Genomic DNA, 26,320 nt, shown 5'->3' on the forward strand with positions numbered 1-26,320 from the left:
CCGAGACGGTTGTGATTCAATCGAGAGGCCGCGGCGTACTGGATGCCCCGGTCAAGCCGGGGGCATGACAGTGGAACACGTGGCCGCCCCGCCCGCTATCCCTTCTTCGCCGCCAGCGCATCTGCCACCGCGGTGCGGATGTCGGCGACCGAAAACGGCTTGGTCACGACGTCATGCACCAGCGCATTGAGGTTTGAGGCGCGCTCGCGCTGGTCGGCAAAGCCGGTCATCAGCAGAATGGTCAAATCGGGGAAATCGCGTGCGACGGAAAGCGCCAGCGCGATGCCATCCATCACCGGCATCTGGATGTCGGTGAGCAGCAGGTCGAATGCGCCGTCCGCGCGAGTGAGGATCTCCAGCGCCTCGGCGCCGTCTTGCGCGGTGACGATCTCGTGGCCGTCCATGGCGATGGCCCGCGCCACCAGCTGGCGCATCGAATCCTCGTCGTCGGCGATCAGGATTTTGGACATGAGACCAACCTTGGGATCAATCTCGCCACCAGCTTTGCCTGCGAGACCTGCGAGACCTGCGAGACCTGCGAGATCGACTATACGCTGCCGCCGGCGATGTCGCGCCGGTTGAAGAAGCGAATGTCGATATTGCGGCCTTCCGGCGGCGGCGAGGCCAGGCGCGAGCGGAAGAAGGCGCGCTCGCCGGGCTGTAGCACGGTCTGTTCCAGAACGGCGTTCCAGGCGTAGATTTCCGCGCCCTGCGCGTCGCGCACCGCGAAGCGCAACCGGGGAATGTCGAGCGGCTTCTTGCCCTGGCCCACGATCACGCCTTCGATCACCAGCACCTGCTTACCGTCCACGGTCTCGCTGGAGAGCTTGACGTCCTTGAAGGCCAGTGCGCGCAGGTTAACTTCGAGGCCGACCATCCTGTAGAAGGCGGCCGTCTGCGGCAGCAGCCGCACCATGTCGCCGCGCCAGATCACCAGCGCCAGCACCAGCGCGCCCATGGCGGCGCAGGCGGTTGGCAGGCCAAAATGGGATTTTCGCGGGGCAGCCGTGGCGGCCGGACGGCGCACCCGCGCGCCGCGGCGGCGGCCGAACAGGCCGCGGAACCAGGACTGGTGCTGTTCGCCGACGACTTCCTCCTCGGCGGACCGGGCGGCCGCGGACCATTCGTCCTCGGTGTCCCCGGCTTCCTGGTCCGGCCAGTCGCTGGCGATGGAGGGGCTGTCAACGACAGGCGCCTCAGTGGCGCCGTCGTCCTGGGCATAGGAGTTCCACTGCTCGGCGAGATCGGACTGGTCGTCAGCCCGGCTGGCCGCGGCCATAGCCGGGACAGATGCCTCCTCGATGGCATCCTCGGCATGGGCAACCCAGGTTTCCTTGCAACGGGAACAGCGCACCGTCCGGCCGTTCGCCCCAAGGCTCGCGGGCTTGATGGCGTAGGATGTCGTACAATGAGGGCAGACGATATGCATGGACGAGCCTTGATGCATGGACAAGTCTTGATGGTGACACGGTCGCGGAGAACCGAGGGGGAAAGATGCTATCAATCATGCTACAGGACGACCGTTAACGAACCGGAAACCATAACGGCCGCAAAACCCGTTGATCGCGTGTGGCGGAACACAGCCGTGCGGCCCGCGGCCTCTCTCGAACGGAGCTGAGCTTGGTTCGGTTCGAAAATGTCGGATTGCGTTACGGCCTGGGGCCCGAGGTCCTGCGCGACCTCAACTTCCAGATCCCGGCGCATTCCTTCCAGTTTCTCACCGGCCCGTCCGGCGCCGGCAAGACCTCGTTGCTGCGCCTGTTGTTCCTGTCGCATCGCCCGACGCGGGGCCTCGTCAATTTGTTCGGTCACGACATCTCGCAGCTCGGCAAGGACGAGATCGCAGGCTTGCGCAAGCGCATCGGCATCGTGCTGCAGGATTTCCGTCTGCTCGACCACATGACCACCTATGAGAACGTCGCGCTGCCGTTCCGCGTCATGGGCCGCAGTGAATCGAGCTACCGCAAGGAGGTCATCGACCTCCTGAAATGGGTCGGGCTCGGCGAGCGCATGGACGCGCTGCCGCCAATCCTGTCCGGCGGCGAAAAGCAGCGCGCGGCGATCGCCCGCGCCGTGATCTCGCGGCCGCAGCTGCTGCTGGCCGACGAGCCGACCGGCAGCGTCGATCCGACGCTCGGTCGCCGCCTGCTGCGGCTGTTCATCGAGCTCAACAAGTCAGGCACGGCCGTCATCATCGCCACCCACGATATCGCCCTGATGGACCAGTACGAGGCGCGACGCTTCGTGCTGCACCAGGGACGGCTGCACGTCTATGAGTAGGCCCGACGAACGCGGCGTGCTGGTCGATCTCGGACAGGAGGGGCCGCCGCTTCCGGCCCGGGCGCGCAACATGTCGCCGATCGTGCCGCGCGCCTCGATCCACGGCCGCGCGCTGGTCGCCGTCGTTGCCATCATGACCTTCCTGGCTTCGATGACGACCGGCACGGTGCTGCTGGTCAGCGCCTCCGCCGCCGAATGGCAGTCGGACGTCGCGAGCGAGATCACCATCCAGGTCCGCCCGCAGGCGGGCCGCGATCTCGAACGCGACACCGCGGCGGTAACCGAGGCCATGCGCGCGCAAGCCGGCATCGTCGAGGTCAAGCCGTTCACCAAGGACGAGAGCGGCAAGCTGCTCGAGCCCTGGCTCGGCACCGGCCTGTCGATGGACGATCTGCCGGTGCCGCGCATGATCATCGCGCGCGTGCAGCCCGGCACGGCGCTCGATCTCGTCGCCTTGCGCGCCCGCGTGACCCAGGTGGCGCCAAGCGCTAGCGTCGACGATCACCGCGCCTGGATCGAGCGCATGCGCTCGATGACCAACGCTACTGTGCTCGCCGGCCTCGGCATCCTCGCGCTCGTCATCGTCGCCACCATCATCTCGGTGTCGTTCGCGACCCGCGGCGCCATGGCGGCGAACCGTCCGATCGTCGAGGTGCTGCATTTCGTCGGCGCCGGCGACCGCTACATTGCCAACCGCTTCCTGCGTCATTTTCTCAGGCTGGGGCTGGAGGGCGGCGTGATCGGCGGCGGCGCCGCCATGCTGGTGTTCGGCTTCTCCGAGTCGATTGCAGGCTGGTTTTCCGGCACCCCCGTCGGCGACCAGTTCGCCGCGCTGCTCGGCACCTTCTCGCTGCGGCCGTCCGGCTACATCGTGCTTGCGGTGCAGGCCGTGCTGATCGGCGCCATCACCGCAGTCGCCTCGCGCCAGACGCTGTTCGCGACGCTGAATGATGTCGATTGAGGCCGACAGACCGGACTCCACTTCGCCTCAAAACGTCCTAAAATCGCCTCTGGGAAGGGATCACCGACATCGCATGACCGCGCCGACCGACGATCGATCGCCGAAACTGCCGCGCGGCTGGCTGCGCGCGGCCGTGATCTCGACGATTGCGCTCGCTTTCGTCGGCGCCGCGGCGGGCTTCATTGCGTTTCTGTCGCAATTGCGCGGCGCCGAGATCGCGCCGGACCGCAGGGCGGACGGCATCGTGGTGCTGACCGGCGGCTCATCGCGGGTGTCGGATGCGATGGAGCTGCTCGCTGCCGGCTACGGCAGGAGGCTCCTGATCTCCGGCGTGCACCCGACCTCGACGGCGAGCGACATCTCCCGGACGTTGCCGGAGAACCAGTCCTTCATGCGTTGCTGCGTCGATCTCGACCGCACCGCGGTCTCGACCCGCGGCAATGCCGCGGAAGCGCGGCGCTGGGCCGCGGGGCGCGGCTTCAAATCGCTGATCGTCGTCACCTCGAACTATCACATGCCGCGCGCGCTGGTGGAATTCTCGCATGCGATGCCGGAGACGACACTGATCCCGTTCGTGGTGGTCGGCGACAAATGGCGCGAGGAGCCGTGGTGGACCTCCGCGTCCACCTTGCGGCTGTTGCTGTCGGAGTATGTCAAGTACATCGCGGCCGAGCTCAGGGTGCGGCTGGAGGATTTCGGGATTGACCTTTCGCCCGAGATGTCGGAGCAGCCTCCCGGGCTTCAACCGAAGCGGCCCGCCACCGCACAGGCCAACTGATCGGCAATTGATCGGATCCTCGATGTTCTTGATTTTCCTGCGATCGCTCGTGTTCAACGTGCTGTTCTACACCGTGCTGGTGTGCCTCGCGATCGTGGCGCTGCCGACCTTCGCATTGCCGCCGCGCGCCATGCTCACGGTCGCGCAATGGTGGGCGAAGGCGACGCTGTTTCTGATGCGGGCGGTCTGCAACATCAAGGTGGAATTCCGCGGCCTCGAAAAGATTCCGACGGGACCATTGGTCGTCGTGGCGAAGCACCAGTCGTTCTGGGAGACGTTCGTCCTGCCGGGTTTTTTCGACCGTCCGATTTTCATCCTCAAGCGTCAGCTCATGCAGATCCCGGTGTTCGGTCAGTTCCTGGTCAAGACCGGGATGATCGCGATCGACCGCAACGCCGGCGTCAAGGCGCTGCTGGACATGACGCGGCGGGCCCGTGAGGCGGTGCGCAGCGGCGGGCAGCTCGTGATCTTTCCCGAAGGCACGCGCCGTGCCCCGGGCGCGCCACCGGACTACAAGAGCGGCTTCGCGCAGATCTACTCGTCCTGCGGTGCGCAGTGCCTGCCGATCGCGCTCAATTCCGGCCTGTTTTGGCCGCGCCGCACCTTCATGCGCTATCCCGGCACGCTGGTGGTGGAATTCCTCGATCCGCTGCCGCCAGGCTTGCCCAAGGACGAGTTTCTCTCCCGTGTGCAAACGGCGATCGAAGACGCGACCGGCCGCCTTGTCGAAGCGGGCCGCAGGGAGCAGGAGCAGCTGATCGGCTCGGCGCCGAGCTATGCGCCGTCCGAGAGCTAGCGGTTTTCCCGACCGTCCACTGGAGCCGGCGCGTGCTGAGAATGCGCATCACCATGCAGCATCGTGGCGAGCTGATGCAGCGGCGCATCGCGAAAACCTTCGGCCTCGATGGCCTTCACCGTCGCGGTCACGTAGTCGCGGTTGGCGCCGGACTGGCCGTGGCCCTGGAGCACGTGGCGATGCTGGTCGGCGAGCGACAGCCGGCCCGCATATTGCACATGGCCGCGGTCGACGACATAGGCGAGCGCGGAGACGCGCTGCCGTGCGTCGTTCTCCAGCCACACCGAGCGCATGACTTCGCGATAGACCGACGTCACCTGCTCGCGCGCGCGCAAATAGCCGACGACGTCGGCGCGGTTCTTTTCGGCGACGCGGAAGGCGATGCCGCGGCAGGCGCCGCCGCGGTCGAGGCCGAGCACCAGACCCGGCTTCTCCGGCGTGCCACGGTGCACGAAGGAATAGACACAGAGCGCGCGATGCTCGCCGACCAGCCGCGCCGGGACGCGCTCCTCGAATTCGAAGCCCGGCCGCCACATCAGCGAGCCGTAGCCGAACACCCAGAGGTCGCCCTTGGCAGTGGTGACGGAGGGGAGGGTGATTTCCGACATTTCGGGCACGGCTACCAGAACCGCGCCCCCAAACGAAGCGAATTCTCCGCCTTTCGGAGCAAGCCAAGCTCGCTTACATTTGACAAAATCAGGGGTCAAAGGGTCGCCGCATGTCCGATATGACCGTTGCCGCAGGCCGGCGCTCCCGTTGGGGCCTTTTCATCGCCCCTGTCATCCTCCTGATCCTCGCGGTGGCGTGGAGCGGGTTCTGGTTCTATGCGGCGTCGCAGGCCGAAATCGCCGCCGATGCCTGGCGCGCGCAGGAGGCCAAATCCGGCCGTATCTATGATTGCGCCAAGCGCTCGGTCGCGGGCTTCCCCTTCCGCTTCGAGGTCCAGTGTTCCGGCGCCAGCGTCGCCCTGGTGTCGCAGAACGCCAGCAAGACGCCGTTCACGGCGAAGCTCGACAACATCCTGGTCCTCGCCCAGGTCTACGATCCCAAGCGCGTCATCGCCGAATTCACCGCACCCGCGACGCTCACTGACGGCGTCACGCAAAACACCTTCGTCGTGAACTGGAGCAAGGGTCGCAGCAGCGTGGTCGGCTTGCCCGCCGTGCCGGAGCGCGCCTCCATCGTGTTCGAGGAGCCCACCGTCAATCGTGTTGACGGCGGCGCGCAGGTGCCGCTCGCGCGTGCAAAACAAATCGAGCTGCATGGACGCCTTGCGGATGGATCGCCGTCCGATCATCCCGTGATCGAGACCGTGCTCCAGATCGCGCAGGGCAGCATCCAGGGCGTTCATCCTCTGCTCGCCGAGCCGTTCGAGGCCGACACGCGGGCGAAGATCACCGGACTGTCCGACCTCACGCCAAAGCCGTGGCCGCAGCGCTTCCGCGAGATCCAGGCCGCCGGCGGCCATATCGAGATCGTGCAGTCCCGCATCCAGCAGGGCGAGATGATCGCGGTTGCGGCCGGCACGCTCGGCCTCTCGGCCAATGGCCGTCTCGACGGCGAGTTGCAGATGACGGTGACGGGCCTCGAGCGCGTGATCCCCGCGCTCGGCATCGAGAAGATGCTGGAGGAGGGGGTGCCGCAGGCAACCCTCGATCGTGTCGCGCCCGGCGTGAAGTCGCAGGACCTCAACAATCTGTTCGGCGCGCTCGACCGCGCCGTTCCCGGCCTCGGCAAGGTCATCAAGCAGAACGCCAATGCCGGCGTTGCCGCCGGCATCAATTCGATCGGCACCGAGAGCACGCTGGAAGGCAAGAAAGCCCGCAGCTTCCCGCTGAAGTTCGTCGACGGCAATGTGCTGCTCGGCCCGGTCAAGGTCGGCCAGATCCCGCCGCTGTATTGATTGCTCTGTCATTGTGAGCGAAGCGAAGCAATCCAGACTTTCTCTTCGGAGACAGTCTGGATTGCTTCGTCGCTGCGCTCCTCGCAATGACGGAGGTGAGAGGGGTAGCTACGGCTTCTTCAGCGCCGCATGCGGCCGGCCGAAGTCGGGCGCGGCAGAGTCCTGGCCGATTTCGACGATGCCGCGGCGGATGGCGCGGGTGCGGGTGAAGTGGTCGAACAGCGCCTCGCCGTCGCCGCGGCGGATTGCGCGGGTGAGCTTTGCCAGATCCTCGGTAAAGGTGCCGAGCATCTCCAGCACGGCTTCCTTGTTGGCGAGGAAGACGTCGCGCCACATCGTCGGATCGGAGGCGGCGATGCGCGTGAAATCGCGAAAGCCGCCGGCGGAGAATTTGATGACCTCGGACTCCGTCACCTGCGCCAGCTCGTCGGCGGTGCCGACGATGGTGTAGGCGATCAGATGCGGCAGATGGCTCGTGATCGCGAGCACGAGATCATGATGATCCGGCGTCATGATCTCGACCTTGGCGCCCATCGCCGCCCAGAACGCGCGCAGGCGGTCGGTGGCAGCCGCATCGACGCCCTCCGGCGGGGTGAGGATGCACCAGCGGTTGATGAAGAGCTCGGCGAAGCCTGAATCGGGGCCCGAATGCTCGGTGCCTGCGACGGGATGCGCCGGCACGAAATGGATGCCATTCGGCAGATGCGGCGCCATATCCCTGACGATGGCGCCCTTGACCGAGCCGACGTCGGAGATGATCGCGCCAGGCTTGAGGTGCGCGGCGATCTCCTGCGCCACCGGCCCGCAGGCGCCGACGGGAATGCAGAGGATGACGAGATCGGCGTCCTTCACGGCTTCTGCATTGGTCGCCACGACCTGATCGACGATGCCGAGCTCCATCACGCGTGCGCGCGTCTTCTCCGAGCGCGCGGTGGTGACGATCTCGCCAGCCAGGCCCTGGAGCTTCGCAGCGCGCGCAATCGAGCCGCCGATCAGGCCGAAGCCGATCAGCGCGACGCGCTGGAAGTGCGCGGTCGCGCTCATCGTCCGGCCATGAAGTCGCGCAGGCCCTCGACGACGAGGCGGTTGGCCTCCTCGGTGCCGATGGTCATGCGCAGCGAATGCGGCAGTCCGTAGTTCTTTAACCCGCGCAGCACCAGCCCGCGCTTGGTGAGGAAGGCGTCGGCTGCGTCCGAGGTCTTGCCCTCGGTCGGGAAGTGGATCAGCACGAAATTGGCAACGCTCGGCGTCACCTTCAGCCCGAGCTTGCCGATCTCCTCGGCGAGCCAGTTGCGCCAGGTCTCGGTGAACTGCTTCGACATGGCCTGGTGCGCGGTGTCCTCAATCGCAGCAACGGCAGCGTACATCGCCGGTGTCGACACGTTGAAGGGACCGCGGATGCGGTTGACCGCGTCGATGATGTGCTCGGGGCCGAACATCCAGCCGATGCGCAGCGCGGCGAGGCCGTGGATCTTGGAGAAGGTGTGGGTCACGACCGTGTTCTCGGTCGTCGCCACCAGCTCGATGCCCATCTCGTAATCGTTGCGCGAGACGTAGTCGCAATAGGCTGCGTCCAGCACCAGCAGCACGTGCGAGGGCAGGCCGGCGCGCAGGCGCTTGACCTCGTCGAACGGCACATAGGTGCCGGTCGGATTGTTGGGGTTGGCGAGCCAGACCAGCTTTGTCTTCGGCGTCACCGCCTTGAGGATGGCGTCGACATCGCAGGTGAGGTTCTTCTCGGCCGCGATGACGTTCTTGGCGCCCACCGCCATGGTCGCGATCGGGTAGACCAGGAAGCCGTGCGTGGTCGAGATCGCTTCGTCACCGTGGCTGAGATAGGTGTGGGCGAGCAGATTGAGGATCTCGTCCGAGCCGGCGCCGCAGATGATGCGGTTGGGATCGAGCCCGAAAGTGCGCCCGATCGCTTCGCGCAGCACGCGCGAGGTCCCTTCCGGATAGTCTTCCAGATGATCCGCAACGTGCTTGAACGCCTCGATCGCCTTCGGCGAGGGCCCGAACGGCGTCTCGTTGGCCGAGAGCTTGAACACCTTGCGGCCGGGCTCTGCCACCGGAGTCTTGCCGGGCGTGTAGGGCGCAATATCGAGAATGCCGGGATTCGGCACGGGGCGGGACATCTTCAACTCCGGAATGGCAGGCGGTTCGCGACTTACGATTTCGACCCGGTCGGGGGCACCGTATAGCGCGTTGCGTGGCTGCCGACGAGGGCCGTGGAGCGCACCGAGGCCCCCGCCTCGATCAGGGCAGCCTTGATTTTGTCGAGGCTGCTCGTCGCGGTGACCGAGACCAGCAGCGCGGCGCCGTCGAAGGCGGTATCGGGCACGGCCACGATCTCGGCGAGCGGCGACAGGGCGCGCGCGACCTCGGCGTTCCACCCCGACACGCGCACGCTGAAGGTCTCGACCTCCGTCACAAGCGCGCTGTCGGCGACGCGCGAGACCGCGAACACGGGCAACGCCGCCGGATGGTCGGCGCGCTCGACGAACGGCAGCCGCGCGATGATCTTTGGCGCACCTTCTGCCTCGAGCTCCAGCCACCATGGTGTGCGGCTGGAGGTCGCCGAGACCAGCGCGAGGTCGCCCTTGGATTTCGCGACGGCCTCGACCGCCGCTTGCGCGCTGAAATGCGCGACGTAAGGCACGGTGAATCCGAAATGGAAGCGCACGGAATCGCGCATCGCCGGCTCGCTCGCAGAGATGTCGGCATGGACCGAGAACGGCGCCTGGACATAGGTGAAGGTCGCGATGATGACGCGCCAGATGCTCTCGACGGTGTCGAGCGGCAGGATGCCGCGATGACGCTGCACGAGGTCGCGCATCATGGCGGCCTCACGCGCAGGCCGAAACGCCGAGCCGACCTCCTGGGTCTGCTTCACCTGGATCAGGCGGTCGATGATGTCGCCGCGCTGCATCAACAGGCGATGCATGCCCTCGTCGATCGCGTCGATCTCCTTGCGCAATTCCTGGAGCGATGGTGGCGCGGGCGGACGTTGGGACATGTCTGACAGGGTTGTTGAGAGGCGTTCCAATGCGGATCAGGCGAGCCGTCACCGCTGTGATGAATGCCTGATTAGGCAGTCGGGGCTGCGAAAGCAAAGAGAAATGCAAAGGCAAATCGGGGCCGTTCCGCCCGCGTCTCGACAGGTGAATTTGGTCGATCCGGGCCGCGACTTGACGAAAACCGTCCAAGACGGTAGTTTTTACCCGTTCCGTGGTCATTTGAGCCGGCCGGCTTGCAGCCACGTTAAAAAACTCGCTAAACAGGCCGGGGACCCTTTCGATCCCGGCCGAACCTATCGTTCAGGCCGGGTTTTTCATGGCCTGATGTCAATGCGGTCACCACGACGATCGCAAACGAGGTCGATGGTCAGATGGTTGGCGTCCAGTCAATTCCGAGTCCCGCGATCACCGCCGACGAGCGGTCGCACGAGGTGGATCATCCGAGCTCGCAGGTCGCGCAGTTCGGCACGGAGCAGCCGCTGCGGCTGGATTGCGGTGTCGATCTCAGCCCGTTCCAGATCGCCTACCAGACTTACGGCGAACTGAATGCCGATCGCTCCAACGCGATCCTGATCTGCCATGCGCTGACCGGCGACCAGCACGTCGCCAATGTGCACCCTGTCACCGGCAAGCCCGGCTGGTGGGAGACCCTGGTCGGCCCCGGTCGACCGCTCGATCCCCGCGAGTATTTTATCATCTGCTCCAACGTGATCGGCGGCTGCATGGGCTCGACCGGTCCGGCATCGATCAATCCCGCGACCGGCAAGGTTTGGGGTCTCGATTTCCCCGTCATCACCATCCCCGACATGGTGCGCGCGCAGGCGATGCTGATCGATCGGCTCGGCATCGACACGCTGTTCGCGGTCGTCGGCGGCTCGATGGGCGGCATGCAAGTGCTGCAATGGACTGCGGCGTATCCGAGCCGCGTGTTCTCCGCGCTGGCGATCGCCTGCTCGACGCGACACTCGGCACAGAACATCGCGTTCCACGAGCTTGGCCGTCAGGCCGTGATGGCCGATCCCGACTGGCACCATGGCGGCTATGCCGACCACGGTATTCATCCGCATCGCGGGCTCGCTGTCGCCCGGATGGCGGCGCACATCACCTATCTCTCGGACGCCGCGCTGCATCGAAAATTCGGCCGGCGCATGCAGGACCGCGAGCTGCCGACCTTCTCGTTCGACGCCGACTTCCAGGTCGAGTCCTATCTGCGCTATCAGGGCTCGTCTTTTGTCGAGCGCTTCGACGCCAACTCCTATCTCTATCTGACCCGCGCGATGGACTATTTCGACATTGCCGGCGACCATGGCGGCGTGCTGGCGAAGGCGTTCGCGGGAATCCAGACCCGCTTCTGCGTGGTTTCCTTCACCAGTGACTGGTTGTTCCCGACTTCGGAATCGCGCGCGCTGGTGCACGCGCTGAATGCGTCGAGTGCGCGGGTGTCGTTTGCCGAGATCGAGACCGATCGCGGTCACGACGCGTTCCTGCTCGACGTGCCCGAATTCTTCGACATCGCCCGTGCCTTCCTGCAGTCGGCAGGCAAGGCGCGCGGGCTCACTGCCAAGAATGCCTAAAGGACCGCTAGCCATGTCTGTACAGGAAGCGTTGCCGCTGGGCGGCGTTGCGACCGGGCAGCCCGGTGATTTTCGCGCCGACCATGTGCTGGTCGCCGAGATGGTCAAGCCGGGCTCGAAGGTGCTCGACGTCGGCTGCGGCGAGGGCGACCTGCTCCAACTGCTGGAAACCCGCGGCGTCGACGGCCGCGGCATCGAGCTGTCGCGCGAGGGCGTCAACCGCTGCGTCGCCAAGGGTCTGGCGGTGGTGCAGGGCGATGCCGACACCGACCTCGTGAATTATCCGGATGACGCCTTCGACTACGTGATCCTGTCGCAAACCTTGCAGGCGACGCGGCAGCCGAAAGTGGTGCTGGAGAATTTGCTGCGCATCGGCCGCCGCGCCATCGTGTCGTTCCCGAATTTCGGCTTCTGGAAGATGCGGCTCCAGCTCCTGATCGGCGGCCACATGCCGCGCACGGAAAATCTGCCGGCAAGCTGGTATGACACCGCCAACATCCATTTCTGTACCATCAAGGACTTCGTCGAACTCTGCGACGCGATCGACGTCAAGATGGAACGTGCCGAGGCGCTCGACCTCTACGGCCGCCCGCTGCGGCTGCGGATGCCCTGGTGGGTGTGGAATCTGTTCGGCGAGCAGGGCGTGTTTCTGCTGACGCGGGGCGGCAGGAAATAGGTCCCGCCCGTAGCCCGGATGGAGCGCAGCGCAATCCGGGATTCTATCCGCGTACGCGAAGGCCCCGGATTACGCTTTCGCTCCATCCGGGCTACGCGACGCAGCGTGTGGCGACGCCTCGCGCTAATGCGCCCCCAGCGATCTCGGATCGCGTACCGGCCATCTTCCCGCTTCCACCAGCGTGACGAACCGTTCCACCGTTTCGTTGAACAGGGCGGGCTCTTCGAGATTGAGCACGTGGCCGGACTTCGGAAACATGGCGAGCCCCGCCGCAGGCAGATGCTTCTTCAGGAACAGGCTTGCGTCCACGCACGGATCGTCCTCGTCGCCGCAGATGATGAGTGCCGGCGTCGTGGCGCCTCTGATCGCGTCCGTCATCGTAAAGATCGAGGGACGGCCGGCCTGAAACCCGCGCATCGTCCGCGCCGATCCCTTGGCGTCGTGCCGCGCCAGGGCGGCGTAGAAATCGGCGTGGCCACGCGGGTCCTTCACCAGGAAAGGAATCCGGCTCGGCGCCTCGCGCGTGACTTTTGCGACTTCGGCTGAGCCGAGCATCTCGAATTGCTCCGCGTTGGCGCGGCACTGCTGGCGCCAGGCGTCGAGGTTCTCGATCTCCGAGCCTGAGCCGACGCCGGCGAGCGTCATCGACAGCGCGCGTTGGGGCGCGTTGAGCCCGATCTGGAGCGACGAATAGGCGCCCATCGAGAGGCCGACGAAGTGCGCGCGATCGATCTTCAGATGGTCGAGCACCGCGAGCGCATCGGTATAGAAATGCGTATAGCCGTAGACCTCGCCATCAGGCACGTCCGATGGCGTGTAGCCGCGCGCGGAATAGGTGATGCAGCGATGGCCGCGCGAAAAGTAGCGCATCTGCGGCTCCCAATTGGTGTAGTCGGCCGCGAATTCGTGCAGAAAAATAATCGGCGTGCCCGCGCCTGCTTCTTCGAAGTAGAGACGACAATTGTCTTTCGTGAGGGCGTGAGGCATCCGGTTTTCTCCCTGAGGTGGCTGCGGCATTGGAATGCCGTCCTGCGGTCAGCGCATATGATGCTAACACTTGTTAATCATCGTCCAAATTCTTCGCGACCGCGTCTTGTTCTCGCCACATCGGGATACTGATACAGCCCGCGGATGTCGGCCACCGCACGGGCCGATTGGGAAGTGGGGGTGTCAACGAAGGATGAAGAATGTTCGAGTTGTTTGCGTCTCGCCTGTCGCGCTGTGTCGTCGCGCTGGCTGTTTTCTTCGCGGCGATCGCCGCACTCGCCTTTCCGGCGTCAGCACGACCTCATCGTCATAGCACAGAGCGGTACGCTTACGCTTACGCGCATCACGCCAGCAGACATCATCATTATTCCCGATATCACGCACGCAGCTCGCGCTTCGAGCGCGGCGCGGCGCAATTGCAGGCGAGCGGCTTCGGCAACACCTTCGCCAGCTATGACCCGAACGCCAATAGCGGCGGCATCGCCATGAGCGGCAGCGGTGGAATGGCCACGAGCGGCAGCGGTGGGATGGCCATGAGCGGCAGCGGTGCAATGGCCATGAGCGGCAACGCTGGAATGGTTACCAGCGGCGGGATGACCACGCGCGCCAGCCGTCGAATCGCCACGAGGCGTGGCGGTGGCCTGGCCACTGACGCGAATGTCGGCGGCATGGCCAATAGCGCGACGAGCAGCGGCGGCTTTGGCGGCGGGTCGGGCCTCGTGTCCGAGGCGCGCCGCTATGTCGGCGGCAATCCGACCGGCCGCGGCAGCCTGTGGTGCGCGCGGTTCATGAACATGGTGCTTGAGAAAACCGGTCACCGTGGCACCGGCTCCGATATGGCGAATTCGTTCGCGCATTACGGCACGCGCGTCTCCGGTCCGCAGGTCGGCGCCATCGCGGTCATGTCGCGCGGCGGCCGGGGCGGTCATGTTGGCATCATCACCGGCATCGATGCGCAGGGTAATCCGATCATGATCTCCGGCAACAACGGCAACCGCGTCCGCGAAGCGCCGATCTCGCGCGGCCGGATCTATGCCTATGTGATGCCGAATTGAGGTTTCTCCCCGTCATTGCCAGGAGCGAAGCGACGAGGCAATCCAGACCGTCTCAGCAGATAGATATCTGGATTGCTTCGCTGCGTTCGCAATGACGGAGTACGTGGAGCCGGCGCCGCGTCACACCAGCTTCGGCTCTTCCAACGCAACCGCGTCGCCCACGCCGATGTCGCCGTCGGCGATCACCTCGGCATAGATGCCGCAGTCCATGTGGCCGAGATTGCTCGAGAGCGTAGCCGGGATTTCGAGATCGCCCCTGGCGGTATCAGGGTCGACATTGGTGGCCGGGCAGCGCTTGATGCGCTTGACCACTTGCAGCCGGGCCTGTCCGATCGCCAGCGTCTGGCCGACGAGGTCGAGCTCGGACCAGGCCGGCCAGCCCTTCACGTAGAGATTGGCGCGGAAGCGCAGCGGGTGGACGGCGGCCCCGCCGAGCATGGTCTCGAGCGCGCGGACGCTGTCGAGATTGATGATGGACACGACCTTGCGGGCGACGTCGGAAAAGCTGTGGTCGCGGCCGGACAGGACCTTGGGCGGGCCCTTCAGCTCCGGCTGAAAGTTCTGGCTGAAGTAGTCCTCGATGGCGGCGCGCCCGGCGGCGGTCTCGAGATCGCCGCTGGCGACGATCTGGCCGTCCTTGCGGATGGTCAGGCGATTGGTCGCGTCCTCGAACCGGCTCTGGAGCGAAGCCAGCCGCTCATTCCGCGCCAGCATCAGGAACTGGATCTTCGGCTTCCACTGCGGCTCTTCCGGATCGAAGCCGCTGGGGCCGTTCTCGATGGCGTAGCGGCGGTCGGCGGGCAGGGTCTGGCCGGCTCGCAGGGAGACGCGGGGCAGGGGCTCCGGCGTCAGGCCCTTGATAGGGTAGCGGTAAAGGCCGGTGATCTCGGCGGTGTGGCTGGCTGTCATTGCGCTAGGTGTCATGCCGCTACTTAGGGGATTCGGCCCGCCGGCGCCAAGCGGGCGGATCCGCGCACGAAATTGTGAACTCGCCTCTTCCGGTCCGAAGCCTCGCTTCCCACATCTGGGTCAGGCCGGCGCCAGCGCCGGCTGATAACGACCGTTACCGGTTGAGAAACGTCAATGCGGTAATCGGAAACCCAATGAAGATGCCGTTTGGAGTGCCTTAGAGGGCTCCAGGGGCAGGCCGAGGGAAAGACCACGATATGAACATCGACAAATATACCGAACGCTCCAGAGGCTTCGTCCAGTCCGCGCAGTCGCTTGCGGTGCGCGAAGGGCACCAGCAGTTTTCGACCCTGCACGTTCTGAAAGTGCTGCTGGACGACAATGAAGGCCTCGCTGCCGGCCTGATCGACCGCGCCGGCGGCAATTCCCGCGCAATCCTGAAGGCGACCGAGGACGCCCTGAGCAAGGTGCCGAAGGTCTCAGGCGGTGGCGCCGGCCAGATCTATCTGGCGCCCGAGCTCGCCCGCACTTTCGACGCCGCCGAGAAGGCCGGCGAGAAGGCCGGCGACAGCTTTGTCACGGTCGAGCGGCTGCTGCTCGGCCTCGCGCTGGAGAAGACCAGCGAGGCGGGCGCGATCCTGGCCAAGGGCGGCGTCACCCCGCAGAACCTCAACGCGGCGATCGAAGCGCTGCGCAAGGGCCGGACCGCGGACTCCGCAACCGCCGAGAACGCGTATGACGCGCTGAAGAAATATGCCCGCGACCTCACCCAGGCGGCGCGCGACGGCAAGCTCGATCCGGTCATCGGCCGCGACGAGGAGATCCGCCGCACGATCCAGGTGCTGTCGCGCCGGACCAAGAACAATCCCGTCCTGATCGGCGAGCCCGGTGTCGGCAAGACTGCCATCGCCGAGGGCCTGGCGCTGCGCATCGTCAACGGCGACGTGCCGGAGAGCCTGAAGGACAAGAAGCTGTTGTCGCTCGACCTCGGCTCGCTGATTGCAGGTGCAAAATATCGCGGCGAGTTCGAGGAGCGGTTGAAGGCCGTGCTCCAGGAGGTGACCGGAAGCGAGGGCAATTTCGTCCTGTTCATCGACGAGATGCACACGCTGATCGGCGCCGGCAAGGGCGACGGCGCGATGGACGCGTCCAACCTGCTCAAGCCTGCGCTCGCCCGCGGCGAGCTGCACTGCATCGGCGCGACCACGCTCGACGAGTACCAGAAGCACGTCGAGAAGGACGCGGCGCTGGCGCGGCGTTTCCAGCCGATCTTCGTCAGCGAGCCTTCGGTCGAGGATACGATCTCCATTCTGCGCGGGCTGAAGGACAAGTACGAGCAGCACCATGGCGTGCGGATCACCGATTCCGCGCTGGTCGCCGCCACGACGCTGTCCAACCGCTACATCACCGACCGCTTCCTGCCGGACAAGGCGATCGACCTCATGGACGAGGCGGCCGCGCGGCTCAAGATGCAGGTCGATTCCAAGCCGGAAGAGCTGGATTCGATGGATCGGGAAATCATCCGGCTGAAGATCGAACAGGAAGCATTGAAGAAAGAGAGCGATGCCGGTTCGAAGAGCCGCCTGCAGACCTTGGAGAAGGAACTGGCCGACCTCGAGGAGAAGTCCGCGGCGCTCACCGCACGCTGGAGCGCGGAGAAGAACAAGCTCTCCGACGCCCAGAAGCTGAAGGCCGAGCTCGACGGCTTGCGAGTCGAACTTGCCAACGCGCAGCGCCGCGGTGAATTCCAGAAGGCCGGTGAGCTGGCCTATGGCCGGATCCCCGAGCTGGAAAAGCAGCTTGCAGACATCGAGGCCAAGGAAAACTCCGGCGAGATGATGGAGGAGGCGGTCACCGCCAACCATATCGCGCAGGTGGTCTCGCGCTGGACCGGCGTGCCCGTGGACAAGATGCTGGAAGGCGAGAAGGACAAGCTCCTGAGAATGGAGGACTCGCTCGGCAAGCGCGTCGTCGGCCAGGCCGAGGCCGTGCGTGCGGTCGCGACCGCCGTGCGCCGTTCCCGCGCGGGGCTGCAGGATCCGAACCGGCCGACCGGCTCGTTCATGTTCCTGGGGCCGACCGGCGTCGGCAAGACCGAGCTGACGAAAGCGCTCGCCGAATATCTGTTCAACGACGAGACCGCGATGGTTCGCCTCGACATGTCCGAGTACATGGAGAAGCACTCGGTCTCGCGGCTGATCGGCGCGCCTCCGGGCTATGTCGGCTATGACGAGGGCGGTGCACTGACCGAAGCGGTGCGGCGCCGGCCCTACCAGGTGGTGCTGTTCGACGAGATCGAGAAGGCGCATCCCGACGTCTTCAATGTCCTGTTGCAGGTGCTCGACGACGGCCGCCTTACCGACGGCCAGGGTCGCACCGTCGACTTCCGCAACACGCTGATCATCATGACCTCGAACCTCGGTTCGGAGTTTCTGGTGAACCAGCCGGAGGGCGAGGACACCTCGGCCGTGCGCGAGCAGGTGATGGGAATGGTGCGGGCGCACTTCAGGCCAGAGTTCTTGAACCGCGTCGACGAGATCATCCTGTTCCATCGCTTGCAGAGGAGCGAGATGGGCCGGATCGTCGAAATCCAGTTCGCGCGGCTGCAAAAGCTTTTGACCGATCGCAAGATCGTGCTGACGCTCGACGCTGCGGGCCGCGACTGGCTCGCCGCCAAGGGCTGGGATCCCGCCTACGGCGCACGGCCGCTGAAGCGCGTGATCCAGCGCCACGTCCAGGATCCGCTCGCCGAGATGATCCTGGGCGGCGACGTCAAGGACGGCGACAGCGTTGCGATCTCGTCGGAAGGCAACGTGCTGACCTTCAACGGCAAGGCGCCGCAGACCGCGGAGATCGCCCAGTTCGAGGCGCCGGTGTCGAAGCGCAAGCTGAACTGATCGCCGCATTCGAAGCCTGAAGCAACACGCCGCCCCGGAGAGGTCAATCTCTCCGGGGCGGTTGTTTTGCGGGTTGTTGGCGAACTTACTGCGGCGACCTATTTCTTCGTGACCTTGTAAATCGCGTTCTCGATGTCGGAAGAGAAATAGATCGTGCCGGATTCCCCGACCGCGACGCCTGTCGGAATGTGGGTCGGCAGTCCTCCGGGCGCACCCGTCAGGCCGATCGGAAGATTGGCGGCGATCGCGGTGACCTTGCCGGTCTCCGGCGCGATCTCGATCAATCGCTTGGCACCGACCTCCGCCACGATCAGCTTGCCGTCCCTGGCGCGTGCGATCCCCTCGGGCATTTTCAGGTCCTTGGCGAGCACGGTCTTTTCGCCGTTCGTCTCGATTTTGGACACGACGCCCGCGAAGGCTTCGGTGACAAAGACCTCGCCGCTCGATCCGCCGACGAGCCCGACCGGGCCTTCGAGGCCGCCGATCAGCGGGGTGCGGTCCTTGCCGTGCTCGCCGCTGACGCGGACCAGCGATTTGGTGCCGAGCTCGGCGACCAGAATGCTGCCGTCCGCGAGCACGAGCGCGTCGTGCGGCGCCTTGAAGCCGTGCAGCATGTCGCGGGTCGCGCCGGTCTTGCCGTCGATCACCTGCACCGTGCCGGTGAACCAGCTCGACAGCACCACATCGTTGCCCTTCGCCGTCGCGCTCATCGGATATTCGAGCGTGACGCCGGCGGCGTGCATGCGGGCCTTCTCGGTGACCTCGCCGGTCGCACCGTCCACTGTGCGATAAGCGAATACGTCGGCGACGTGGATCGTATCCTTGCCGTTCTCTGACGTGACGCCGATGCCGCCGGGCAAAGCGAGCTTGCCGATGATGACCTGCCGCGCCTGGCCGGTCGCCGGATCGACCTCCTGAATGCCGTTGTCGGCCATGTTGGAGACGTAGATTCGGTCCTTGTCGTCGATCGCGAGATTGTCCAGCGACGGCTTCAATTGCGCGACCATGGTCTTGGTGCCCGACTTGGGATCGACCCGAACGAGCTGGCCGAGCGCGGTGTCGACCACCCAGAGATTGCCCTTGGAATCGAAGTTCACCGCGGCCGGGACCTTGAAGCCATCGGCGACGACGGTCAGCTCGGCCTTGTCGACGTCGACCTTTGCGACCTGTCCCTTGAACCAGAGCGGACCGTAGAGCTTGTCGTCAGGACCGAACTCGAAGCCGTTGAGGCCGCCCATCTTCTCCATGATCTGGCGCGGCGGTTTGACGCCCTCGACGTCGATCTCATAGAGCGTGTCGCCGAGGAACACGGTGGTGGCGTACAGCCTGCCGTCCTTGCGGAAGGCGAGCGAATTGATACCGGGAAGGCCGCTGGCGAGCTTCTTGATCGGGCCGTCGCCCTTGCGCGAATAGAGATCGCCGGCCAGGAATCCGGTCCAGGCCATGGTGCCGTCGGGCGCGAACGCGATGTCGTCCGCCATTCCGATCGGAGCGGGGATTGCAACCTTGGCGGTACCGCCGGCGATGTCGACCTCGTAGAGCGCCGCGCCCGCGACGCTGCCGGCAAACAGATGGCCGGCCTTGTCAATCGCAAGCCCGTGCACGCCGTGGAACGCCGAGCCCGGGACGAGCCGGGTGACCTCGTAGTTTTCGGCCGAAACGCTGGTGGCGGAGACAATCGCAGCGACGAAGGCTGCGCAGGCGAACCTGTTCTTCATGGCGAGACCTCCCGTTTTTTGGAAAGTATTCGCTCCTCATGCCGCTTTGGCAAACGAAACTTGACGTTGTGACGCCGCCAAGCGGGCGTCGCGCGACGACGTGAAATCCAGATCGTGTTTGAAGTCCGGATCGTGTTAAGACGTCCGGCCGATCTCGGCCGGTTCGCCGGCTTTACCGGTTGGTGACCTGCAACGGCCCGCCGGTTGCGTCCGACATCCGGGCGATAGCTCCGGCGCGGCCACTCATCATGCCCTCGAGCCGGTCGCGCTCCTTCTCGAAGCCGGCCAGCATCGGGCCTTCCAGCGAACGGCCGCGCGGCAGTTTCACACGCAGCGGATCGACGAAGCGGCCGTTGACCAGGATTTCGTAGTGGACGTGCGGGCCGGTCGACGCGCCGGTCGAACCGACGAAGCCGATCACCTGGCCCTGCCGCACCTTCTTGCCGGGCTCCATGCCCTTGGCGAAGGCCGACATGTGGCCGTAGGCGGTCTCGTAGCCGTTGTTATGCTTGATGCGGATGTATTTGCCGTAGCCGCCCTCGGGGCCGGCCTTCTCGATCACGCCGTTGCCGGAAGCGAAGATCGGCGTGCCGTAGGAGGTGGCCCAGTCGACGCCGGTATGCATCTTCACATAACCGAGGATGGGGTGACGGCGGCCGCCGAAGCCGGAGCGCATGATGGCGTTGTTGACGGGCTTGCGCACCAGGAACTTCTTCGCGCTCTTGCCGGTCTCGTCATAGTAGTCGACGACGCCGTCGTCGGGGCTCTGGTAGCGGTAGTATTTCTTGGTCTCGCCGCCGAGCGTGAGCGAAGCGAACAGCACGTCGTTCTTTTCGGTCGCGGTCACGCCTTCGTCTTCGCCGGCGTAGAACACGTCGAATGAATCGCCCGGCGCCACCTTGCGCTGGAAATCGACGTCGTAGGAGTAGATCTTGATCATGTCGTCGATGACGGGCATCGGCACTTTGTTGCGCATCGCGGTCTCGTAGATGCTTTGGTAGAGCCGCACGCCCGTGCCGTCATCGTCGTCATCGTCGTCGCTGTTGGCGTTCGCCGCCGCCTCTGCGACGGTATTCATGCTGGAGACGTCGACCGCGACGTATTTGCCGAGATCGGACAGCGCCGCGATCGCCTCGACCATGGTCTCGTTGGCGATGACGACGCGGTAGGGCTGCAGACGGGCGCCGGGGCTTGCGGGCGCCATCAGGATGCGCAGCTTCTCGCCTTCCTTCAGGCCGCCGTCGCGGCCGCGCGGCCCGAGTGTCGCGGTGATCGCCTTGATCTCCTCGGCCGTGGCGCCGAGATCGCGCAGCACGCCGGCGACGCTGTCGCCCTTTTTGACCACGTGGACGCGTTCGCCGTTGGGATTGCCGCCGGTGATCTGTTCCTTGGTCTTCGGCAGCAGCGTGACGTTTTCCGGCACCACGCGCGTCTCGAAGCCGGCATAGGGATCGGAAGGCGAAACTTCGGTGGCGTAGGCGCTTCTGATCTCGGACGGGCCGGTCGCGCCGGAGACGTCGGCCGCAGCATTGGAGAGCGCGGCGTAGCGCACCCCGCCATTGCCGCGCCAGTTGGCGGCATCGCGCACCCGCATCAGGATGTCGTCGAGCGCCACCACTGCGGAAATCTTGGCTTTCGGCAGCACCTGGGAGAGGTCCTTGGTGACGAACGAGACCTCGGCGTCGGGTTCGACGGCTTCCGGATTGTTCGGATCCTCGGATGCCGTCTTCGGATCGGAGCCGACATCGGTGAGAAGGCGCTGGGCGTTGAACGGCGGGATCTTCGCCGACAGATCGCTCGTCGTCATCGACAGATTGCCGGCGATCCGGATGAAGGGACGTACCCGCATCACGTCGCGGTTGCCGACGCGGGCGACGGTCGAGACGCGCACGATGTTGCGCGAGGCCGTGGATTCGTTCGGGGGCGGCAGGCGGTCGCTCTTGTGCAGCGTGGCGGCGCGATCGGCTGCGCCGAATGCGCCGCGCAGAGCGCCTTCGACGCGCTCCGGCACCTTGGCGAAGGTCATCTCGCCATCGAGCGAAGCGAAAACGGCGCCGCCGATCAGGGCTGCGCCGCAAAGTCCGGTTAGAATCGTCCCGCTGAACCATTGCACCGAGACACGGCGGCGATCGATAACGGCGGCTTCGGAACCATCGACGGACAGCGGCGGCTCGTGGCCGAGATCGATGATCCCGGTCTCACGCCCGTAAGCGCCGCGTGACGTCCTGTGGTTCAACCCAAGTCCCCCAATCAACGACCCGAGAGCCCGATTTCGAGCGCCCGTTCCGAGCTATCCTGTATCGAGCCCCTCCTTACGCCGCCCTCTTCGGGGCGTCTCTGGAAAAGGCAAGCCGCATAGGCGTCCGCGGTCAGAAGGCCCAGATGACGGACCGGCCGAAATTACGAACAGCTAAGCGGAAAAAGATCTCTCGATGTGTCTCGAATGTCTGAAGAAGGCCGCTTCATCGGATGATCGCCTTCCTCTGACCCCACACGAACCGCCGGCAGCCCCCACTGGCATCCCCGCGATTCAAGCTTTGTCTGTACCAGAACGCCGGGGGATTGTGGCTCAAGTACGGCGCCTAATATGGAAAAGTTTCCCTATACGGCCGGGCGCCAGGGGCCTTCCACGGGCGGGCGCCCCTAGCCGCGTCAGGTCGCGACCGAGCCGCCTTCAAGGCTCCTCCATGCCACCTCCGGAGCCCCGTCGGGCCCAAACTTTTTTTGGGTTTTTTCTCCGCATTGGCCCGATCCAGCCGCTCGGCGCCTCTCTAACTCGCTGGAATCGCGCATGTTTTCGCAGCAATCCACCGTGCGACGATTTTCTGACAATCGGCGTTGACAACCCCGATGGGTGGGGCCTATAACCCGACCACTGAGCGCGGCGCCGCCGGGTCACTGACCAAGGCGAGCGAACGCGCCACTGATGCTCCTCACCTTGTTGAGTGACACAACAGTCGACGTAAGTCGATTGGAGTTCATCCATCGTCGGTAAGGGTGTCGGAACCCTTCCTCTCTGGAAGGTTGGGGCCTCCTGGTCCCGGGCTGTTTGACAAGTGAAGATGAAGAAAGAGAAACGTGGACGGCGGAGTCCTTGCGGGTCTCGCATTTAAAGAGCTTCGGCTTTTTGGATCGGGACCGGACGAAAGACTTCGGCGGTACACGTTTTAAGGTTACACCATCGTTGCCAGCGATGTGAATCGCGGGCAGCTCATCGACTTCGGTCGATGAAAAATGGTGGGACCTCGTCAAAACGTTGTGATCAGCCGGTTCAAAGTTCAAGTCCAACTTGAGAGTTTGATCCTGGCTCAGAGCGAACGCTGGCGGCAGGCTTAACACATGCAAGTCGAGCGGGCGTAGCAATACGTCAGCGGCAGACGGGTGAGTAACGCGTGGGAACATACCTTTTGGTTCGGAACAACACAGGGAAACTTGTGCTAATACCGGATAAGCCCTTACGGGGAAAGATTTATCGCCGAAAGATTGGCCCGCGTCTGATTAGCTAGTTGGTGAGGTAATGGCTCACCAAGGCGACGATCAGTAGCTGGTCTGAGAGGATGATCAGCCACATTGGGACTGAGACACGGCCCAAACTCCTACGGGAGGCAGCAGTGGGGAATATTGGACAATGGGCGCAAGCCTGATCCAGCCATGCCGCGTGAGTGATGAAGGCCCTAGGGTTGTAAAGCTCTTTTGTGCGGGAAGATAATGACGGTACCGCAAGAATAAGCCCCGGCTAACTTCGTGCCAGCAGCCGCGGTAATACGAAGGGGGCTAGCGTTGCTCGGAATCACTGGGCGTAAAGGGTGCGTAGGCGGGTCTTTAAGTCAGGGGTGAAATCCTGGAGCTCAACTCCAGAACTGCCTTTGATACTGAGGATCTTGAGTTCGGGAGAGGTGAGTGGAACTGCGAGTGTAGAGGTGAAATTCGTAGATATTCGCAAGAACACCAGTGGCGAAGGCGGCTCACTGGCCCGATACTGACGCTGAGGCACGAAAGCGTGGGGAGCAAACAGGATTAGATACCCTGGTAGTCCACGCCGTAAACGATGAATGCCAGCCGTTAGTGGGTTTACTCACTAGTGGCGCAGCTAACGCTTTAAGCATTCCGCCTGGGGAGTACGGTCGCAAGATTAAAACTCAAAGGAATTGACGGGGGCCCGCACAAGCGGTGGAGCATGTGGTTTAATTCGACGCAACGCGCAGAACCTTACCAGCCCTTGACATGTCCAGGACCGGTCGCAGAGATGTGACCTTCTCTTCGGAGCCTGGAACACAGGTGCTGCATGGCTGTCGTCAGCTCGTGTCGTGAGATGTTGGGTTAAGTCCCGCAACGAGCGCAACCCCCGTCCTTAGTTGCTACCATTTAGTTGAGCACTCTAAGGAGACTGCCGGTGATAAGCCGCGAGGAAGGTGGGGATGACGTCAAGTCCTCATGGCCCTTACGGGCTGGGCTACACACGTGCTACAATGGCGGTGACAATGGGACGCTAAGGGGCAACCCTTCGCAAATCTCAAAAAGCCGTCTCAGTTCGGATTGGGCTCTGCAACTCGAGCCCATGAAGTTGGAATCGCTAGTAATCGTGGATCAGCACGCCACGGTGAATACGTTCCCGGGCCTTGTACACACCGCCCGTCACACCATGGGAGTTGGTTTTACCTGAAGACGGTGCGCTAACCCGCAAGGGAGGCAGCCGGCCACGGTAGGGTCAGCGACTGGGGTGAAGTCGTAACAAGGTAGCCGTAGGGGAACCTGCGGCTGGATCACCTCCTTTCTAAGGATGGTTCTTCAGAAGCTTGCTTCTATCGAACCGTTTTAGAAACATCAGTGGCCAACGGTCGTCAGGATCGTTGAGCTGCATTGGCGGGATTTCGCCGTCTTCGTTTCTCTTTCTTCGCGGACGAACACGCGCTGGGGCTGCAACCTTGCAGAATCCTTGGTCCTTGACTGGATATGCGTTAGGGGCTTGTAGCTCAGTTGGTTAGAGCGCGCGCTTGATAAGCGTGAGGTCGGAAGTTCAAGTCTTCCCAGGCCCACCACACTCATCGAGTGAGCATTCGTCTTCTGGTTACGGGGCCATAGCTCAGCTGGGAGAGCGCGTGCTTTGCAAGCATGAGGTCGTCGGTTCGATCCCGTCTGGCTCCACCAGATGGTTTGATCACCGACTACTCATACCGTCGTCCGCGAAACATCACTTCGCACTTACTAGTCCGGATGGACAGTAAGCTGCGTGATTTCTGACATCGTAAAGAGGAGATCGATCCGAGTTGGATCGGGCAACAAGCAATTGTTGCGCGATACTTCATTATCTCCGGATCATTTCGGCGCTCGTGCGTCTTCCAGGGTAGCTCACAAGGCTGCATCTGAAAGACAAGCGAGTTGTAAATGATCCTTTTAGCGAAGCTTGACCGCCTCGCTATCGGAACGATCTTACGAAGCAAGCTGGTCTTTCTAATCATTGTCCGGCTGCAGATAGCGTTCATCGAGGGCGCGTGCCTTAGAGACTTAGGTTTCTTGGTAATTCTGCAGACAACATTCTGCCGAGTGTGTGGACATTGATAATGAGAGCAATCAAGTGCCTTAAGGGTGTTCGGTGGATGCCTTGGCGCTGAGAGGCGATGAAGGACGTGCTACGCTGCGATAAGCCGTGGGGAGCTGCGAAGAAGCTTTGATCCATGGATTTCCGAATGGGGAAACCCACCTTCGATAGCCGGAACTCCAAGACCTCAGTCGAAAGACTGTGGTGTGGGGTTCGAACAGAAATGTGAGATGCCTAAGCCTTTAGATTTCGATCGAAGAGGTTTTGGATTTCCGGTTATCAAAAGAAGGTATGAGACTTCTGAATACATAGGAGGTTTCAAGCAAACCCAGGGAACTGAAACATCTAAGTACCTGGAGGAAAGGACATCAACAGAGACTCCGTTAGTAGTGGCGAGCGAACGCGGACCAGGCCAGTGATACATCAAAGACAATCGGAACCAGTCAGGAAAGCTGGGCCTTAGAGGGTGATAGCCCCGTACGAGTAATGCGATGATGTATCCACGAGTAAGGCGGGACACGTGAAATCCTGTCTGAACGCGGGGGGACCATCCTCCAAGCCTAAGTACTCCTCAGCGACCGATAGTGAACCAGTACCGTGAGGGAAAGGTGAAAAGCACCCCGACGAGGGGAGTGAAATAGACCTGAAACCGGACACCTACAAACAGATGGAGCCCAAGATACGTTCTGGGTGACATCGTACCTTTTGTATTATGGGCCAGCGACTTAATTTAACGAGCAAGCTTAAGCCGATAGGCGAAGGCGTAGCGAAAGCGAGTCTGAATAGGGCGTCAAGTTCGTTGTATTAGACCCGAAACCTAGTGATCTAGCCATGAGCAGGTTGAAGGTGAGGTAACACTCACTGGAGGACCGAACGGGTGTCTGTTGAAAAAGACTCCGATGACTTGTGGTTAGGGGTGAAAGGCCAATCAAACTGGGAAATAGCTGGTTCTCCGCGAAAGATATTTAGGTATCGCCTCGGATGAATACCTCAGGGGGTAGAGCACTGGATGGGCTAGGGGGACTTACCGTCTTACCAAACCCAACCAAACTCCGAATACCTGAGAGTACTATCCGGGAGTCACACAGCGGGTGCTAACGTCCGTTGTGGAGAGGGAAACAACCCGGACCTACAGCTAAGGCCCCTAATTCGTGGCTAAGTGGGAAAGGATGTGGAAATCCCAAAACAACCAGGAGGTTGGCTTAGAAGCAGCCATCCTTTAAAGAAAGC

At 63.5% G+C, this 26,320-nt stretch carries 19 protein-coding genes, 2 tRNA genes, 2 rRNA genes and 1 riboswitch (1 of these 24 only partly in view); of the genes, 13 read left to right on the top strand and 10 right to left on the bottom strand.

Features of this window, described 5'->3' with window-relative positions; translation table 11 throughout:
- Positions 1-95: 95 nt before the first annotated feature.
- Both GWG67_RS19355 and GWG67_RS19360 read right to left on the bottom strand, forming a co-directional pair.
- Positions 96-470, bottom strand: coding sequence for a response regulator (locus tag GWG67_RS19355; protein WP_275170935.1), 375 nt, complete (start codon positions 468-470; stop codon positions 96-98).
- 77 nt (positions 471-547) lie between these two features.
- On the bottom strand, positions 548-1,429 hold the full coding sequence (locus tag GWG67_RS19360; protein ID WP_275171084.1) for an MJ0042-type zinc finger domain-containing protein: 882 nt from the start codon (positions 1,427-1,429) through the stop codon (positions 548-550).
- 191 nt (positions 1,430-1,620) lie between these two features.
- Here GWG67_RS19360 and ftsE point away from each other — a divergent pair, with 191 nt between their 5' ends.
- The 4 genes from ftsE to GWG67_RS19380 all read left to right on the top strand — a co-directional run bounded on the left by ftsE (position 1,621) and on the right by GWG67_RS19380 (position 4,815).
- On the top strand, positions 1,621-2,280 hold the full coding sequence (ftsE, locus tag GWG67_RS19365; RefSeq protein ID WP_275170936.1) for a cell division ATP-binding protein FtsE: 660 nt from the start codon (positions 1,621-1,623) through the stop codon (positions 2,278-2,280).
- Positions 2,273-3,241 (top strand): ABC transporter permease, encoded by a 969-nt coding sequence (locus GWG67_RS19370; protein WP_275170937.1) that lies wholly within the window; start codon positions 2,273-2,275, stop codon positions 3,239-3,241. Before ftsE ends, GWG67_RS19370 begins: the two co-directional genes overlap by 8 nt.
- A gap of 73 nt (positions 3,242-3,314) precedes the next feature.
- Positions 3,315-4,019 (top strand): YdcF family protein, encoded by a 705-nt coding sequence (locus GWG67_RS19375; RefSeq protein WP_275170938.1) that lies wholly within the window; start codon positions 3,315-3,317, stop codon positions 4,017-4,019.
- 22 nt (positions 4,020-4,041) lie between these two features.
- A complete protein-coding gene (locus GWG67_RS19380) occupies positions 4,042-4,815 on the top strand; it encodes a 1-acyl-sn-glycerol-3-phosphate acyltransferase (RefSeq protein ID WP_275170939.1) in 774 nt (257 codons plus the stop codon).
- Here the strand turns inward: GWG67_RS19380 and GWG67_RS19385 are convergent.
- Positions 4,812-5,423, bottom strand: a complete 612-nt coding sequence (locus tag GWG67_RS19385; protein ID WP_275170940.1) for a gamma-glutamylcyclotransferase — start codon at positions 5,421-5,423, stop codon at positions 4,812-4,814. The two genes, GWG67_RS19380 and GWG67_RS19385, sit on opposite strands and share 4 nt — an antisense overlap.
- A gap of 110 nt (positions 5,424-5,533) precedes the next feature.
- On the opposite strand from GWG67_RS19385, the gene GWG67_RS19390 reads away from it, so the two are divergent.
- Complete coding sequence (locus tag GWG67_RS19390; RefSeq protein WP_275170941.1) at positions 5,534-6,718, top strand: DUF2125 domain-containing protein; 1,185 nt, start codon at positions 5,534-5,536, stop codon at positions 6,716-6,718.
- Between the two features lie 108 nt (positions 6,719-6,826).
- On the opposite strand, the gene GWG67_RS19395 is transcribed toward GWG67_RS19390, so the two are convergent.
- From GWG67_RS19395 to GWG67_RS19405, 3 genes are read right to left on the bottom strand one after another with little or no spacing between them, the layout of a single operon-like run.
- Complete coding sequence (locus GWG67_RS19395) at positions 6,827-7,762, bottom strand: prephenate/arogenate dehydrogenase family protein (protein WP_275170942.1); 936 nt, start codon at positions 7,760-7,762, stop codon at positions 6,827-6,829.
- Entirely contained in the window at positions 7,759-8,853 is a 1,095-nt protein-coding gene (gene hisC, locus GWG67_RS19400) for a histidinol-phosphate transaminase (protein WP_275170943.1), read from the bottom strand. Before hisC ends, GWG67_RS19395 begins: the two co-directional genes overlap by 4 nt.
- A gap of 32 nt (positions 8,854-8,885) precedes the next feature.
- Entirely contained in the window at positions 8,886-9,734 is an 849-nt protein-coding gene (locus GWG67_RS19405; RefSeq protein ID WP_275170944.1) for a chorismate mutase, read from the bottom strand.
- 202 nt (positions 9,735-9,936) lie between these two features.
- A riboswitch (SAM riboswitch) is annotated at positions 9,937-10,016 on the top strand.
- A 90-nt stretch (positions 10,017-10,106) separates the two neighbouring features.
- Here GWG67_RS19405 and GWG67_RS19410 point away from each other — a divergent pair.
- Both GWG67_RS19410 and metW read left to right on the top strand, forming a co-directional pair.
- Positions 10,107-11,309, top strand: coding sequence for a homoserine O-acetyltransferase (locus tag GWG67_RS19410; protein WP_275170945.1), 1,203 nt, complete (start codon positions 10,107-10,109; stop codon positions 11,307-11,309).
- 13 nt (positions 11,310-11,322) lie between these two features.
- Positions 11,323-11,985, top strand: a complete 663-nt coding sequence (metW, locus tag GWG67_RS19415) for a methionine biosynthesis protein MetW (protein ID WP_007615288.1) — start codon at positions 11,323-11,325, stop codon at positions 11,983-11,985.
- A 123-nt stretch (positions 11,986-12,108) separates the two neighbouring features.
- Here metW and GWG67_RS19420 read toward each other — a convergent pair whose 3' ends face one another.
- The gene (locus GWG67_RS19420; protein ID WP_275170946.1) at positions 12,109-12,972 is read right to left on the bottom strand and encodes an alpha/beta fold hydrolase; all 864 of its coding nucleotides are present in this window, start codon (positions 12,970-12,972) and stop codon (positions 12,109-12,111) included.
- A gap of 200 nt (positions 12,973-13,172) precedes the next feature.
- Between GWG67_RS19420 and GWG67_RS19425 the strand changes: the two genes are divergently transcribed.
- Positions 13,173-14,027 (top strand): TIGR02594 family protein, encoded by an 855-nt coding sequence (locus GWG67_RS19425; RefSeq protein WP_275170947.1) that lies wholly within the window; start codon positions 13,173-13,175, stop codon positions 14,025-14,027.
- 120 nt (positions 14,028-14,147) lie between these two features.
- On the opposite strand, the gene GWG67_RS19430 is transcribed toward GWG67_RS19425, so the two are convergent.
- Positions 14,148-14,936, bottom strand: a complete 789-nt coding sequence (locus GWG67_RS19430; protein ID WP_275170948.1) for an MOSC domain-containing protein — start codon at positions 14,934-14,936, stop codon at positions 14,148-14,150.
- Positions 14,937-15,193: 257 nt separating this feature from the next.
- Here GWG67_RS19430 and clpB point away from each other — a divergent pair, with 257 nt between their 5' ends.
- Positions 15,194-17,833: an ATP-dependent chaperone ClpB gene (gene clpB, locus GWG67_RS19435; protein ID WP_275170949.1), complete on the top strand. Its 2,640-nt coding sequence runs from the start codon at positions 15,194-15,196 to the stop codon at positions 17,831-17,833.
- Positions 17,834-17,931: 98 nt separating this feature from the next.
- Here clpB and GWG67_RS19440 read toward each other — a convergent pair whose 3' ends face one another.
- On the bottom strand, positions 17,932-19,551 hold the full coding sequence (locus GWG67_RS19440; protein WP_275170950.1) for a hypothetical protein: 1,620 nt from the start codon (positions 19,549-19,551) through the stop codon (positions 17,932-17,934).
- A 172-nt stretch (positions 19,552-19,723) separates the two neighbouring features.
- On the bottom strand, positions 19,724-21,787 hold the full coding sequence (locus tag GWG67_RS19445; RefSeq protein ID WP_275170951.1) for a M23 family metallopeptidase: 2,064 nt from the start codon (positions 21,785-21,787) through the stop codon (positions 19,724-19,726).
- Positions 21,788-22,836: 1,049 nt separating this feature from the next.
- Here GWG67_RS19445 and GWG67_RS19450 point away from each other — a divergent pair.
- From GWG67_RS19450 to GWG67_RS19465, 4 genes are all read left to right on the top strand, one after another.
- Positions 22,837-24,325, top strand: a 16S ribosomal RNA gene (locus GWG67_RS19450).
- A 188-nt stretch (positions 24,326-24,513) separates the two neighbouring features.
- A tRNA-Ile gene (locus GWG67_RS19455) sits at positions 24,514-24,590 on the top strand.
- 33 nt (positions 24,591-24,623) lie between these two features.
- Positions 24,624-24,699 (top strand) — tRNA-Ala (locus GWG67_RS19460).
- Between the two features lie 421 nt (positions 24,700-25,120).
- Positions 25,121-26,320, top strand: a 23S ribosomal RNA gene (locus tag GWG67_RS19465); it runs 1,673 nt beyond the window's last position.
- The 16S and 23S rRNA genes sit together here with 2 tRNA genes alongside, the layout of an rRNA operon.

Origin of the sequence: Bradyrhizobium sp. CSS354 (assembly GCF_029051725.1) — a bacterium.
Lineage (GTDB): Bacteria > Pseudomonadota > Alphaproteobacteria > Rhizobiales > Xanthobacteraceae > Bradyrhizobium.